The organism is Flavihumibacter sp. (genome assembly GCF_036676075.1).
In the GTDB taxonomy this organism is placed as follows: domain Bacteria; phylum Bacteroidota; class Bacteroidia; order Chitinophagales; family Chitinophagaceae; genus Flavihumibacter.
The window spans coordinates 404,731-419,692 of the sequence record NZ_JAKFDQ010000009.1 but is presented as its reverse complement, the minus strand read 5'-3'; the positions used below and the strand labels follow the sequence as shown (position 1 = coordinate 419,692).

The window sequence follows — 14,962 nt, the reverse complement described above, 5'->3', positions numbered from 1 at the left end:
TGCTTTGCACCGCTTTGCAAGTTTCATCCGGTATATGCGTTATTCATATGTATTGATTTCTGATTAGCAACACAGTTTATGTTAAAACGAGAGCGCCAGGCCATCATACTGCATAAGATCAATCTGCATAATAAGATCCTTTCTACCGAGTTGTGTAAGGAAATGGGTGTGTCGGAAGATACCATGCGCCGCGACTTACAGGAGCTTTCGGACCAGGGTAAACTAATCAAAGTACATGGTGGGGCATTATCGCACTCTTTCAGCCAGGTGAACTTCATGCCCAGCACGGTTTATTCGCAGGCAAACAAAGCCATCATTGCCAAAAAAGCAGCGAGCCTCATAAAAGATGGCATGTTTGTGCTTACCAGTGGCGGCACAACCATCCTGGAACTTGCCAGGGCCCTCCCACCCGGATTAAAAGCAACATTTATTTGCGGCAGCATCCCCACGGTGCTGGAATATATGAAGCATCCCAGCATAGATGTGGTGGTAATAGGTGATAAGGTTTCCAAAAACTCGCGCATTACAGTGGGTGCCGAAGCCATCAACCAGATCAGGCGCATCAAGGCCGACCTTTGCTTCCTGGGTGTAAATGCCATTGATCTCCAGCATGGGGTAACCGACAATGACTGGGATGTTGTGATGATCAAAAGAGCTATGATCGAAGCCTCCCAGAAATTGGTCTGCCTCACCATTGCTGAAAAAATGAACAGCTTCCAGCCGCTTCATATCTGTGACCTCGCAGATGTAGATATACTGGTGACAGAACTCAATGCCTCTGACCCATCCATGCAGCCTTATGTGGCTGCAGATATCCAGGTATTATAATGAAATAAATTGCCTATTTAAAGAATATATAGGCAATTATAATGGCCGCGATCACCCCGATAAAATCGGCGATCATTCCAGCCCAGATTGAATAGCGAACCCGCTTGATACCCACGCTTCCAAAATAAAGGGCGATTATATAAAAGGTGGTATCGGCCGAACCCTGAAATATACTGGCTGCCAGTCCGGGGAAAGAATCAGGCCCCAACTCGGGATTTTTGAAGATATCCAGCATCAATCCCCGCGCCCCACTGCCGCTGAAAGGTTTCATGATAGCCACCGGAAGCGCCGGCACAAAAGATGTATCAAATCCAAGGGCAGAGATGGCCCAGGCAAAGGCATTGATCACATAATCAAGGGCCCCTGAATCGCGGAATACCCGGATACCCACCAGCATACCTACCAGGTAGGGAATGATCTTCAGCACTACATCAAAACCATTTTTAGCCCCTTCAATAAAAGCATCGAAAACCGCGACTTTTTTCCAGGCTCCTCCTATTATAAAACTTACGACAATCACAAAGAGCAGCATATTACCCACGATCTTGGAGAACACCTCTTTTGATTCGGGGGAGAGACTGTTCACATAGAAAAGCATCACGCCCACGGCTGCCAGTGCTGCCAGCACCCATCCCAACAATACCAGGTCCCACTTGATCTTCTGCCAGATGCTCACAACAATAACACTGGCGAGGGTGGTCATCAGGGTTCCGATCACACAGGGGATAAAAATGGAGGCGGGCGCAACACTCCCGGCAGAAATACGGTAGGCTATAATAGTGAGAGGTATCAATGTGAGTCCGGAGGTATGCAGCACCAGGAACATGATCTGCGCATTGGTAGCCCTTTCTTTTTCGGGGTTAAGGGTCTGCAGGCTCTCCATCGCTTTGAGGCCAAAGGGAGTAGCAGCATTATCGAGCCCCAGGAGGTTGGCCGAAAAATTCATCACCATCTGTCCCATGGCAGGGTGCTTATCAGGAACCTCGGGGAAGATCCGCTTCATCAGCGGGTTTAGCAGTCGCGCAAGCACATTCACCGCCCCCGCCTTCTCCGCGATATTTAATAATCCAAGGAAGAAAACCATAGTACCCGTGAGCGGAAACGCCACATCAATAACAGATGATTTTGCTGAATCAAAAATGCCATCGGCCAGTTTCTTGAAGATCTCCACATCACCGAAGGCAATGAGCTTAACCAGGGCAACAATAAACGCAATCACAAAAAAGGCTATCCAGACAATATTCAGCGCCATATTAATGAATTGAAGAAACGATTCGGGAAAATAAGGAATCTATCTATCTTTGCGGCCCGAAACAGAAAGAAATACATCTCAAATAAATCAATACATGGGCTTACAAGCAGGTATAGTAGGATTACCAAATGTGGGTAAATCAACCTTATTCAATGCAGTTAGCATCAGCGCTAAAGCGCAGGCAAGCAACTACCGGTTTTGTACAATAGAACCCAATGTTGGATTGGTGGATGTTCCCGATGAGCGTATCGATAAGCTGGCTGAATTAGTTAAGCCCAACAGAACGGTGCCAACACAAATTGAGTTGGTTGATATTGCGGGACTGGTAAAAGGAGCCAGCAAAGGCGAAGGACTTGGAAATAAATTCCTGGCAAATATCCGTGAGGTGGATGCCATCGTACATGTGATCCGTTGTTTTGAGGATGAGAATATTTTACGAGATGAAGGTCCGATCAACCCGGTTAATGATAAAGGAATTATTGATACAGAATTACAGTTGAAGGATATCGAGAGTGTGGAGAAGAAATTACAGCGTACAGAGAAACTGATCCGCACCGGCGATGCAAAGATCAAGGCCGAACTGGAAGTATTAAAAACCTGTTATGCGCATCTTGAATCAGGAAAGAATATCAGGGAGCTGAACCTTAGCAAAGAAGATCGCACAGCAATTGCAGATCTCTTCCTGCTAACAGAAAAGCCGGTGCTCTATGTTGCCAATGTTGATGAAGCGTCTATGCATACGGGTAATAAATATTCCGAGGCATTGAAAGCAGCTGTTGCTGTTGAGGGTGCGGATGTTATCATCATGAACAATAGCATTGAGCAGCAGATCGCGGAACTGGAAGATCTGGACGACCGCGCGCTTTTTATGGATGAATATAAAATGACCGAGCCTGCCCTGAACAAGCTTATCCGCTCGGTTTACAAATTACTGAGACTGCAAACTTATTTCACGGCGGGTGTGCAGGAAGTAAGAGCCTGGACCATCCAGGAAGGCTGGAAAGCCCCACAGGCCGCCAGTGTGATCCACACAGACTTTGAAAAGGGTTTCATCAAGGCAGAAGTAATTGCCTATGAAGATTACGTGCAGTACGGTTCTGAATCTGCCTGTCGCGATGCAGGAAGGCTACGCATCGAAGGAAAAGAATACCTGGTGAAAGATGGGGATGTGATGCATTTCAGGTTTAATGTTTAATAAAAAATGCTACCAAAAACTGGTAGCATTTTTTATATAATTTATATCACACGTGATCTCTCCATCTCTCCATCCCTCCATCCCTCCACTACGGCATTTGCGGCAACAACACCTGGTCGATCTTATGCAACACCCCATTCACTGCATGCCTGTCTGATGCGGCGAAATCAATATTTGATGGTGTTGGATTTACATTGCCTTTTACTGTTTTAGCAAAAGGAAGGCTGGCATCAATTGTTACCGGTGGCATGGGCGTTGGCCCGATCAATGTTTCGTAAGCGCGACTTTCCATATTCGCCTGGAAGATCCGCTGTGCGGGAACACCATTGATGGCAAGAACATGGTAGGCAACAATTCCTCTAACCGTCTGAACCGGCAACATGGCAAATACTGCGGGGTCGGCAGGTAATTTCAGGAAAGTAAGCAATGCCTTGAAAGCATCATCGGTGGGAGCAAAAAGTGTAATATTCGGGAAGGGATAATTAAGCAATGAATCGATCTTGCTAAGACCCTCGGATCCTTCATCTGCACGTGCAATGGCTGCGCGCAAAAAGGACAACTGCGGATCAGCAGCAATCAATCCCTTCATGGTAGTAGAAGGAGGCAGCACTACGCCATATACATCATGGATTACACCATTGGCGGCTAAACGATCCACTGCTGTTACAGGAACATTATTTACATAAGCACCTGTTGCCCTTTTTGATGGGAAGGTGCTCATCTTGAACAGCGGCTGTGTAGCGAGCGGTTGCAATAATGTAGGCATCTGCACATTAGGTGCAGGTAAGCCGGGTATTGCTGCTGATGGTAATGCTTGTGGAATGATATGGTAACTCATGATAGCCCTGAGCTGTGGTACGGGCAAACCATTGATCATTGCCTCTGTAACGCCCGACCTTGCCATGGCTTCATTATCGGGTGCAAAGAGCGTTAACTTGCTTAATTTATTACCCAGCAGATCCATCAATCCCGCTTTGGTCAAACCAAGCTTAAGAAGCGAATACTTCGCATCGGTATCAACTATTTCTCGGATGGTTTGTCCCGATGGATTAGCCGGTTCAAGGGGTTCTGCCTCTTCAATTTTATTACAGGCGGTCTGGCTGAGGAGCATTAACGCAACCAGGGCCATGCCGGTGAATTTCTTTATATATGTAAACATGTTTCTTGATTTGATTTTCAACAAATACGGTACCATCATCAATTAGAAAATATTATATCCAAATGACACATAGTACAATCCACCAACAAAGCTGTTACCAACCGCATTGAAATAATATTGATTGAGGATATTATTACCACCGAGTTTAAGAACAGATTTGATCTTTGGCAGTCGGTAACTAACCTGTGCATCGAGTGTATGAATGGCGCTGATATCACCATTGGCAAAATCACCTTCATAATAGAATGCATCCTGCCACTTGTAGCTAACCATAAAGCCTACACGCTTATCTTTTCCGATACCCGCATTGGAAACAGAAGCATTGAAACGATATTTAGGCGCGTTGAAGAAAGAAATATAGCCTTCCGGAACATCCTTAAGAACATCAGAAGAAAGGTTGGTACTTAAAGTATAAGACCTGTAAAAACGATAGTCAAATCCGATACCAAAACCATAAGTTGTCACATCTTCTTCTATATTGATGGGAACAGAGAAAAAGCGTGTACCCGCCCCCGTTGATTGTCCAACAAGGGTACGTGCGAGGAAATTTGTATACTGTCCATAGTATCCATACATATCTACCAGTAGTTTACCACCAGCCAGCAATCCTTTATAACCTAGTTCATAAGAAGTTACTGATTCAGGTTTAAAGGTTTTGAATGTATGCAGCTCGCTTGGGTTGGTTGGATTGAAAGGCCTGTTGCCTTTAAAGCCATAATAGTCCTGGAAGCTTTCATCACCACCAATTAATTGTACACCGCCACCAATTGCAAGGTCAATCCATTGCTGCTGGGTAGATGGGAAACGATAGGCAGTTTGTGCAGAGAAACGGATATTGTTGTTCTTGGCAACTGTAACCACAACAGTACCTCTTGGGGTGAACTTGCCTTCAAAATTCTGGTTCTTGTCATAACGACCGGAGAAGGTAAATTTCAACCTGTCATCCAGGAAGCGACGGGTTGCCTGGATATAAGCCCCTATCTCCCAGATTTTAATAGGCCTGAGTGAATCGGTAAATAAGGTGCCTTCTGAATTCAATACATATTTCTTATAGTTGGCACCTACCAGGATATCTGCTACAGCGGATGTTACGGGAGAAAGATTGTACTGTCCCTCAACCTGGTAGAGATCTGATTTTTCAATGAACAATCCACCGCCATCAGAAATAGAGATACCACGTATCTGGTCAAACAATTCCTTGAATTGTTTTGAGCCTGGTTCCGGACGACCAACATCGGCAACAGATCTTGCCTGCGTATGTGCGGCCAATTCACCAGCGCCTGCCAGTTTGGAGGCAAGATAAGCCTGTGTATACTGAACCAGCCAGTCTGATTGCTGTGGATTAGGTGTACCATCCGCATTGAAGGTGATGGTAGGTTTCCATGCTTCATTCAGCAATCGGGTAGTAACGGTAGCATTATAAGACTGTCCGGCATTTTCCTGGGTGGTATAACCACGCAGGTACCAGTTATCGTGCTTGAGCTCTGCCTTATATTGACCCATTTTAAAATCGCGGAAAGAATAGCGGTCGCTACCGGTATATACCGAATTACCGGTACCCCAGTTTCCAGCAACTATCGCCTCAACTTTCTCCGTAAGCTTATAATGGAATGCACCGCCGAGCTTAAAGTTCAGTGTGTTGGGATCGATGATATCCTCTTCATTATAACCAGTGCGCGATACATTAATTGGAGAGCCAAGCAGGGTAGAAACATAAGGCGCGAGGAAAGGCGCCTGTGCAGCTACACCCTGCAATACCGCACGGATATCGGCAGTGGTTTCATCACCATAAACATTCACCCCATCATAGTTGGGATCAGTTTCACGGGTTCCCGGAATGATGAATCCATTTCCACTGGCACGGTTGGCATAATTGCGTTTGTCGGCAGCAAGCCAATCCTTTGCCTGGATAAATTCCATATTCAGTTTATAGGCAAACTTGTCTTTGATATTCTCGGCCCAGCGTACAGCCCAGTTATGATAGCTGGAGGCATCACGGTAACGGCTGTCCGTATTCATGATCCCCTCTTTAACCTGGAAGGAAAGACCGGTATATTTAAAAGGATTCTTACTGGTCATCAACAGGGTTCCGTTCATACCACCCGGACCATAAAGTGCAGAAGATGCACCGGGCAGGAGTTCGAGGTTGTCAACATCCAGTTCTGATACGCCGATGATGGCACCCACGGAAAAGTTAAGTCCCGGTGCCTGGTTATCCATCCCATCAACCAACTGGTTGAAACGTGTATTACCGCTTCCGGCAAATCCACGTGTGGTTGGTGTTTTAAAAGTCAATGATGATGTTACAACATCCACACCCTTTAAGCTTCCGACAATATCATAATAAGTAGCTGAAGGAGCGATGCGGATAGCGGCACTGCTCACCCGCTCAATGGAAACGGGCGACTCCAGGATCCTTTCCGGAACACGGCTGGCAGATACTACCACTTCCGTTCCCAGTGATGAAGAAGGTGAAAAACTGATGTTTACTACCTGTCCGCCTTCATTCACAACTACTTCCTGTGATTCAAAACCAATGGAAGAAAAGACGAGTGTGAAAGGAGGCTTTTGAGAGGTATTGAGGGTGAAATTCCCTTTTTCATCTGTAAAGGTTCCGGAACTTGTTCCTTTGATGGTTACAGACACGGCTGGTACCACATCCTGGTTCGAACTGTTTTTTACATTACCCGTTATGGTTACAGTTTGGGCAATAGCAGCAATCGAAAAGAATAGGGCCAACAGCAGGGAGGCGAAATAGCTGTAGCTTTTTCTCATAGCAAGCATTTTAGGTGTGTTAATCTAGGGGCAAAATAAGGATTTATTGCATCCGGCAAATTTTTTTAGGGCGCGGGATGGTAACTTTGTTTTATGGCACAATTTCAATTCCCCGAACAAACTGCATTTTATAAAGGAAAGGTCCGTGACGTTTATACTATTGGCGACGATATTCTTGTTATGGTTGCTTCCGACCGGATCTCTGCTTTTGACGTTATCCTTCCTGAACCCATCCCATATAAAGGACAAGTATTAAATCAAATTGCTGCATATATGCTGGAAGCCACTGCAGATATTTGTCCCAACTGGCTGCTCTCCGTTCCAGCCCCCAATGTTTCTATCGGTAAAAAATGTGTCCCTTTTAAAATAGAGATGGTGGTGAGGGGAAACCTCACAGGTCATGCATGGCGCACCTACAGCGCCGGAAAGCGTTTGCTCTGCGGCGTTAGTATGCCCGAAGGCATGAAAGAAAATGATTACTTCCCCACGCCCATTATAACGCCATCAACCAAGGCGGCAGAGGGTCATGATGAAGACATCTCCAAAGAAGATATCATTGCGCAGGGGCTTGCCAGTGCCGAGGACTGGAATACGCTGGAAAATTATACCCTGGCACTGTTTGAGAGAGGAAAAGAAATTGCCGCCAGGCAGGGACTGATACTGGTAGATACAAAATATGAGTTTGGAAAAATCGGCGATACTATCTACCTGATGGATGAGATCCATACGCCCGACTCGAGCCGTTATTTCTATGCCGATGGTTTTGAAGAAAGACAGTCGAAAGGAGAAAAGCAAAAACAGCTCAGCAAGGAATTTGTGCGCGAATGGTTAATAGCGAATAACTTCATGGGTAAGGAAGGGCAGACGGTTCCGGCCATGGAATCCGAATGGATCAATACCATCAGCAAGCGCTATATAGAATTGTATGAGCAGGTGATCGGCAAAAAATTTGAGCCCCTGAAACTAAGTGATGAGGAAACAAGGAAAGCCATCATGGAGGCGTTGAGCCAACTATAACCTTAAAACAAACAATTATGTCAGCAGACACCCTATTCCGGATAAGCAGCAGCCTTGCCCTGATCGGTTGGATTCTGCTGCTGGCATTTCATAAAACCCTTTGGATCGGTAAGGTACTAACGGGCACCATCATTACTATTTTTGCATTGATGTACACGGGGCTTATCGCTACCAACCTGGGAGCATTTCAGGCCGACAGTTTTAACTCCCTCAATAATATTGAAAGTCTGTTCCGCAACAGGTATGCCCTGCTGGCAGGATGGATCCACTATCTGGCATTTGATCTGTTCACCGGAATATTCATTGTGAACGATGCACGTAAAAACGGAATCGGGTTCTGGCCCCTCCTGCCCTGTCTTTTCTTTACATTTATGCTTGGACCATTCGGACTCTTACTCTACCTTGTATTGCGCTGGTACCAGACCCGGTCCTATTTCATTGATGCAGAATAAACAGGCATGATCAATTACGCCACTACCAATGTTTCGCCCATAAGAAAACTGCAGTTGCAAGCAAAGAGCAGGAACCCCCTACTCTATTATTTTGGCCTGCTGACCTTAGCAGGAGCGGTAGTTTGCGGGGTGATGATTCTCACAACATCCGGACAGATACTTGGCATCAATGCCTATATAAAACCCTTTAAATTTTTTATCTCCATCAGCATATTATCTTTTACGCTTACCTGGTTACTGGTATATCTCAAAAACCAGCGAACGGTAAAGATCTATAGCTGGGTAACCGTGCTGACGCTGGTGCTGGAACTGGTTATCATAACCGGGCAGGCGGCTAAAGGTAAACTATCGCATTTCAATACCAGCACCCCTTTTGATATCGCGCTGTTCAATGCAATGGGTATTGCTATTTTAATATTTACTTTATGGACCCTATCCATTACCGTTCGATTTTTCCGGCAGAAAGATTTTCCGCTATGGATGAGCGATGGCTATAAATGGGGAATAAGGATGGGCTTTCTCTTCTTCGTGATCTTCGCGTTTGAGGGGGGACAAATGGCCGCACTGCTCCGGCATAGCATAGGTGGTGAAGATGGTTCAGCCGGACTCCCATTGGTCAACTGGAGCAGGACATCCGGCGATCTCAGGGTTGCACATTTTTTCGGCATGCACTCATTGCAGTTGCTGCCACTGATAGGATATTATTTCTTCCCGAAAAAAACCACGCTTATCATCATGGCCTTTACCTGGCTGGGTTTTGTAGTGCTACTTTACTGGCAGGCATTAAAAGGATTCCCGCTAATTCCGTAGCTTTCGTTCATCATGAAAAAACTGATCTATATTTTCGGGTATGCATTATTGTTAATGCAGGGAAATTTATATGCACAGGAACTCATTGCGCTGGAAGGCAGGCCTGGTATAAGTTTCAGGGGACTATCGGTAGTTGACGACCAGATAGTTTGGGTGAGTGGCAATAAGGGAACTGTGGGAAAAAGCATTGATGGGGGCAAAAGTTTTGAATGGATGGTGGTAGCCGGGCAGGAGACTCGAGACTTCCGAGATATTGAAGCCTTTGATGAAAAAACGGCGATCATTCTTGCGGTAGATTCTCCCGGTATCGTATTACGTACTACTGATGGCGGGCAGCAATGGGAGCAGGTATACCGCAATGACAGCAAGGGCATATTCCTGGATGCCATGCATTTCCATAGCCGCCAGGCAGGAGCCATTGTAGGCGATCCGCTGGCGGGTAAAATGTTGCTGCTGTCCACAGAAGACAATGGCCAGAGCTGGCAATCACTTGAATCGATAGCTCCCCAGGTTGCAGAAGGCGAAGCCTGTTTTGCTGCCAGCGGAAGCAATATTATCAGCCTCCCCAATAGTTCGCCGATGTTGATAACGGGTGGGATGCGATCCAGAGTTTTTGTGGGTAGCAGGGTGATTGAGCTGCCCCTTGTTCAGGGCCGTAACAGTACCGGCGCCAATGCCATTGCGCTGCGGGAAGGCGGGCGGGGAAAACATTGGATTGTGGTGGGAGGAGATTTTTCTGCCGATAGTAGTCGGGCAGGCAATATCGCCTTCACTAAAAATGGCGGACGATCATGGAGAAGGGTTCATACCCCTCCTTTCGGTTACAGATCATCGGTAGCATATATAAGCCGCAAAAAACTGATAGCGGCGGGTACTTCTGGCGTTGATATTTCAAAAGATGGCGGCCGCGGCTGGAAGAATATCAGTACTACCGGTTACCATGTTGTACAGCGTGCGAAGAAAGGTAAGGCAGTATTCCTGGCCGGGGGAAATGGGAGGCTTGCAAAGTTTGAGTGAGTACAGCTCTAAAGCCTGGCGGCAAGATTTTTTATGCTTGCCCGCCGGGTATAATCCGTATCAAAAAAACGATAGGTGATGATCCCATTTTTGATGATATAAACAGCAGGTACGGGAAGCACTGCACCATTGGATCCATTTGCCTTATTGAAATCGATACCATATTTTTTATACTTCTCAATAACGGGTGCTTCCACTTCAAAAGCAACATCATAGGCCCGCATAATGGCAAGTCCCTTGTCGTGCAGCACGGGAAAAGATGCCTTTGTTTTTTCAACGGTCTTTTCGATATTCTCCTGAATTTCGGGACTAACGGCTATTACTGATGCGCCATTTGCTGTGAGCATCCCCAGACTGTCTTCCAGTTGCTTCAACTGCTTATTACAATAAGGGCACCATTGTCCGCGGTAGAAAAAGATCACCACCGGGCCTTTGGCTGTAAGGTCAGAAAGCTGGATGGAATTACCGGACTGGTCCATGGCGCTGAAGTTGGGGGCTGTGGAGCCAGGTTCAAGTCCCTTAGGCTGGCTGCTTGCAAAAAGAAAAGAACCCAGCAGCAGGAGAAGCAATACCATTTTATTCATAGCCATAATTTTCACAAATCTACGCAGGGAGGGCTGGCTTAAATGTCGGCCAGCCGACCAAAGCCGTTAAATTTGCAGATCATGAATTATTTCGAACTCTATGGTTTTCCGCTATCGTTCAGGGTAGACCAGACGGCGCTGAAGAAGCAGTTTTATGCATTGAGCAGGCAATACCATCCAGATTTTTTCACCAGGTCGGGCGCTGCTGAGCAGGCTGAGGTGCTTGAAAAGGCGGCGATGGTGAACAGGGCCTACAAAACATTCAGTACTGAGGATGGCACCATGCAGTACCTGTTGGAGCTGAAGGGCATGATAGAGCCGGAAGAGAAATTCCAGTTAGACCCGATATTCCTGGGGGAGGTAATGGAGATCAATGAAGGGTTGATGGAGCTGGAAATGGATCCGGAGATGCGGGCATTGGCTGCCAGGGAGAACGAAACCCATAAACTATTAAAAATCATATATGATGAAGTGGAGCCGGTTCTGGCAAATTATCAGGAAGGTACTACTACCGAAAAAGAGTTGTTGCAGGTAAAGGAATACTATTATCGCAAAAAATACCTGAAGCGAATTTTGGACAAGATAGCATCGCTGCGTAATATTGCATCCCGCAACAGTGAGGAATAAAAGCCCAGATGGCGGAATTGGTAGACGCGCTAGACTCAAAATCTGGTTATCGCAAGGTAGTGCAGGTTCGATTCCTGTTCTGGGCACGAGGCCATCTCAATAAAATGAGATGGCTTTTTTTATGTGAGTCCATTTTCCGAAAATGAGCCAATTCCGACCGGCTGATGAGCCAATTTATAAAGAGAATGAGCCAATTATTCAAGTTCCTGTGTCAATGGATTCTTTTCTATCTCTTCGGGTGCGATGATAACTTTCAGCTGATATTTAGCCCCCGCCCCCTTACCCAGACAGAATATGACACCCAGGTTGATCATTTCCTTCAAATCGCGGGTGGCTGTGGGTTTAGATACTTCATTAATACTCATATAGATAGCGTTGGAGAGGGTTTTGAAACGCAGAAGGTAATGAAGTGCTGCCTGGTGGCGGGTGGAGAGTTGGAACTTTTGGAGGTAAAGCAAAACCAGTTTATCGGCCGCGCGTTCAGAAAGCTTATCACTATGTTCTTTCATATATTCTTTGATCAGCACATTTTGCGGGGTCATGTCCCGCAATTTTTTATTATTCTTCATCCGCTGAATAAGCAGGGCTTTTTGTTCGGGGTCGCTCAAATACTTTTTAGCATAAGCCACAGCTTCTGCAAACCTCTGATTAGAAGCACGTTGTGCAGGAGAGAGCTTTACTTTACTCATATCAGGAAAGGGACTTAAATAAGTTTTATTATTATAGGTACGGTATACAAACTCCTTTTTAAAGGAGCCACTCGCTCCGTGGAGAAGAAGATTCTTTACCCTGGGCATTAGAAGTTTTTCTAAATATATTAAAAAATCATCAACCGGGGATCAACCTGGGATCCTCCGGGGATCCTCCGGCATAATTTTAACCGAGGCCCCACCGAGAAGGCACCTAGCTCGCACCAACCACCCTTATTGGCTCATCGGCCGGAATTTGGGGTTAAAAAAATAAAAAAAATGGCTTTCAACCCAAAAACCAACCATACTTCCGATAACCAAAGCGTCTTATGTACTACTAATATTTTTAGTATTTTTGGGATGTCAAAAATGCTTATGCCCTATTACCTTGTAACCATAATTACCCATAACAAAAAGAAATTCGAAGGCATCAAGGAGAATCCATCCGATGATATGGATTTCATGTACCGGCATTTTTATCACCTGGCTATTAACAGCCTCGGTAAGGAGAATATAATCGGATATGATTGCGTAATGGTGAGCACGCTTAGTAATGTATATAAAGCACACCAGAAAAAGAACCAGCGCGACCGGCCCCGGCGTTATGGATAATAACATATTTTGAATTCAGGCATTGTATGCAGTTTTAGTACTAATTTGAACGACGCCCTCAGGCACCCTGCATGCAGCATAACATTATCGAATACATATACCTGGTATTAATTATCCTGGCACTGGTCATGCTCGCCAATAAACTGCGACTGGCCTATCCTATCGTGCTTGTACTCGGCGGACTGGTACTCAGCTTCGTGGCAGCATTTTCAAGGATCACCATCGACCCCGAATTGGTATTCTTTATTTTTCTCCCTCCCCTCCTCTATGAAGCTGCCTGGCAAACATCCTGGAAAGAATTCTGGAAATGGAGAAGAGTGATCGCAAGCTTCGCCTTTCCCATCGTTATCATTACCTCAACCGTAATCGCCTTCGTTTCCAATGCCCTCATCCCTGGCTTTACACTGGCACTGGGATTTCTGCTGGGAGGAATTATCTCTCCCCCTGATGCAGTATCGGCAACAACCATCATGCGACAGGTGAAAGTGTCTAAATCACTGTTAAGTATAATCGAAGGGGAAAGTCTGCTGAATGATGCCTCATCGCTGGTGATTTTCCGATTTGCCCTGGCAGCCGTTATTACCGGGCAATTCAATTTACAGGATGCAACAACTGATTTCTTCCTCGTAATCATAATGGGCATCATCATCGGTGTACTGGTAGCCCTTGTTTTCTATGGCATCCATAAATGGTTGCCAACTACTACCAGCATTGATATTGTACTCACACTGGTTACCCCTTACTGCATGTATTATTTTGCGGAACATTTTCATTTTTCCGGTGTACTGGCAGTAGTGAGCGGGGGACTATTTCTCTCCGGTAAAAGGCATATCATCCTGAGTTACCGCAGCCGCATGGAAGGCGTGAATGTATGGAGCAGCCTTGTTTTTGTGCTTAACGGATTTGTATTCCTGCTAATAGGTTTACAACTGCCAACCATTATCCAACAACTTGGTGAAACAACGCTGAGCAGTGCCATCCTCTATGGATTAGCCATTTCAGTTGTCTTAATGCTTACGCGACTGCTATGCACCTTTGGGGCTGCACTATTCACGCGCATCATGAGTCATTTTATTACTGTTGCCGATCCTAATCCAGGCTGGAAAACACCACTGGTGGCGGGCTGGGCCGGTATGCGCGGCGTGGTATCCCTGGCTGCTGCACTGTCCATTCCCCTGCTCACCAATGAAGGCAATCCCTTCCCCCATCGAAACCTGATCCTCTTCATAACGTTTATCGTTATACTAATGACGCTGGTATTGCAGGGAATGACACTTCCCTGGCTGATAAAGAAGATCAACCTGGAAGATAAATTTGAAACCATCCCGGAAAAAACACAGGAACTGATCATACAAAAGAAAATGGCGCTCTCCTCGCTTACTCTCCTGGAGGAGAAATATGAAAAGGAAAGATTGCAAAACAGTCACCTCATTAATTTGTACGAGCGACTAAAAATTGATCTTGACTTTTTCAGTCACCATCTCTCCGATACAAATCTTCCGAAAGGAAATACACAGGCACAGTTTCATTCTGTTTACCTCGATCTGCTGGAAGCACAGAGAAAATTACTTACCGATATGAACCGCCAGGCCGAATTTGATGAGGACCTGATACGGAAATATTTTTCGCTGATCGATATTGAAGAATATAAACTCCGCGAGAAAGGTGTATTCCCGCAGATCAAATAACAGGATCATTTTCCTTCTCTTCTCTTTCAACTGTGATGGTACAATCGCCGATCAATGCAGCAACCGCACCTATAGCTGCCAGTACGGGGGCTATCAGTGTTCCTACAACGCCAATGGTTAGGGGAAAACTCATCAGTTCCTTACCTGCCTGATCGTGTATGATGATCTTTCTTACATTGCCTTCGCGGATCAGTTCTTTTACCTTGTTAAGCAATGCTTCACCATTTATCTGGAATGACTCTTTTGTTGTTGGCATA

General features: G+C 45.7%; 15 protein-coding genes and 1 tRNA gene. 10 read left to right on the top strand and 6 right to left on the bottom strand.

All coding sequences use genetic code 11. The annotated features are described in order from the left end of the window. Positions 1-78: 78 nt before the first annotated feature. Positions 79-828, top strand: a complete 750-nt coding sequence (locus V6M43_RS10625) for a DeoR/GlpR family DNA-binding transcription regulator (RefSeq protein WP_332735053.1) — start codon at positions 79-81, stop codon at positions 826-828. Between the two features lie 13 nt (positions 829-841). Here the strand turns inward: V6M43_RS10625 and V6M43_RS10620 are convergent, their stop codons facing one another. Then, positions 842-2,080, bottom strand: coding sequence for a nucleoside recognition domain-containing protein (locus V6M43_RS10620; protein ID WP_332735052.1), 1,239 nt, complete (start codon positions 2,078-2,080; stop codon positions 842-844). 94 nt (positions 2,081-2,174) lie between these two features. Here V6M43_RS10620 and ychF point away from each other — a divergent pair, with 94 nt between their 5' ends. Beyond that, entirely contained in the window at positions 2,175-3,275 is a 1,101-nt protein-coding gene (gene ychF, locus V6M43_RS10615; protein ID WP_039129549.1) for a redox-regulated ATPase YchF, read from the top strand. 88 nt (positions 3,276-3,363) lie between these two features. On the opposite strand, the gene V6M43_RS10610 is transcribed toward ychF, so the two are convergent. Then, positions 3,364-4,434 (bottom strand): fasciclin domain-containing protein, encoded by a 1,071-nt coding sequence (locus V6M43_RS10610; protein ID WP_332735051.1) that lies wholly within the window; start codon positions 4,432-4,434, stop codon positions 3,364-3,366. Positions 4,435-4,476: 42 nt separating this feature from the next. Next, positions 4,477-7,209 carry a TonB-dependent receptor gene (locus V6M43_RS10605; RefSeq protein WP_332735050.1) on the bottom strand — a complete coding sequence of 911 codons (2,733 nt, stop codon included), beginning with the start codon at positions 7,207-7,209 and terminating at the stop codon, positions 4,477-4,479. Positions 7,210-7,302: 93 nt separating this feature from the next. On the opposite strand from V6M43_RS10605, the gene V6M43_RS10600 reads away from it, so the two are divergent. The 4 genes from V6M43_RS10600 to V6M43_RS10585 are packed head-to-tail and all read left to right on the top strand — an operon-like array spanning position 7,303 to position 10,505. Then, positions 7,303-8,226, top strand: a complete 924-nt coding sequence (locus V6M43_RS10600; RefSeq protein ID WP_332735048.1) for a phosphoribosylaminoimidazolesuccinocarboxamide synthase — start codon at positions 7,303-7,305, stop codon at positions 8,224-8,226. A 17-nt stretch (positions 8,227-8,243) separates the two neighbouring features. Beyond that, complete coding sequence (locus V6M43_RS10595) at positions 8,244-8,678, top strand: ABA4-like family protein (RefSeq protein ID WP_039129558.1); 435 nt, start codon at positions 8,244-8,246, stop codon at positions 8,676-8,678. Between the two features lie 6 nt (positions 8,679-8,684). Further along, positions 8,685-9,488: a hypothetical protein gene (locus V6M43_RS10590; protein ID WP_332735044.1), complete on the top strand. Its 804-nt coding sequence runs from the start codon at positions 8,685-8,687 to the stop codon at positions 9,486-9,488. Between the two features lie 12 nt (positions 9,489-9,500). Next, complete coding sequence (locus V6M43_RS10585) at positions 9,501-10,505, top strand: YCF48-related protein (protein ID WP_332735042.1); 1,005 nt, start codon at positions 9,501-9,503, stop codon at positions 10,503-10,505. 8 nt (positions 10,506-10,513) lie between these two features. Here the strand turns inward: V6M43_RS10585 and V6M43_RS10580 are convergent, their stop codons facing one another. Continuing rightward, positions 10,514-11,089, bottom strand: a complete 576-nt coding sequence (locus tag V6M43_RS10580) for a peroxiredoxin-like family protein (protein WP_332735040.1) — start codon at positions 11,087-11,089, stop codon at positions 10,514-10,516. An 81-nt stretch (positions 11,090-11,170) separates the two neighbouring features. Between V6M43_RS10580 and hscB the strand changes: the two genes are divergently transcribed. After that, the gene (gene hscB / locus V6M43_RS10575) at positions 11,171-11,716 is read left to right on the top strand and encodes a Fe-S protein assembly co-chaperone HscB (protein ID WP_332735038.1); all 546 of its coding nucleotides are present in this window, start codon (positions 11,171-11,173) and stop codon (positions 11,714-11,716) included. Positions 11,717-11,718: 2 nt separating this feature from the next. After that, positions 11,719-11,802 (top strand) — tRNA-Leu (locus tag V6M43_RS10570). A 108-nt stretch (positions 11,803-11,910) separates the two neighbouring features. Here V6M43_RS10570 and V6M43_RS10565 read toward each other — a convergent pair. Further along, a complete protein-coding gene (locus V6M43_RS10565) occupies positions 11,911-12,513 on the bottom strand; it encodes a hypothetical protein (RefSeq protein ID WP_332735036.1) in 603 nt (200 codons plus the stop codon). Positions 12,514-12,684: 171 nt separating this feature from the next. Between V6M43_RS10565 and V6M43_RS10560 the strand changes: the two genes are divergently transcribed. Together V6M43_RS10560 and V6M43_RS10555 are read left to right on the top strand one after the other, a co-directional pair. Then, the gene (locus V6M43_RS10560; protein WP_332735034.1) at positions 12,685-13,017 is read left to right on the top strand and encodes a hypothetical protein; all 333 of its coding nucleotides are present in this window, start codon (positions 12,685-12,687) and stop codon (positions 13,015-13,017) included. Positions 13,018-13,088: 71 nt separating this feature from the next. After that, the gene (locus tag V6M43_RS10555) at positions 13,089-14,705 is read left to right on the top strand and encodes a Na+/H+ antiporter (protein WP_332735032.1); all 1,617 of its coding nucleotides are present in this window, start codon (positions 13,089-13,091) and stop codon (positions 14,703-14,705) included. Here V6M43_RS10555 and V6M43_RS10550 read toward each other — a convergent pair. Then, complete coding sequence (locus V6M43_RS10550; protein ID WP_332735030.1) at positions 14,698-14,961, bottom strand: DUF4342 domain-containing protein; 264 nt, start codon at positions 14,959-14,961, stop codon at positions 14,698-14,700. The two genes, V6M43_RS10555 and V6M43_RS10550, sit on opposite strands and share 8 nt — an antisense overlap. Position 14,962 lies beyond the last annotated feature (1 nt).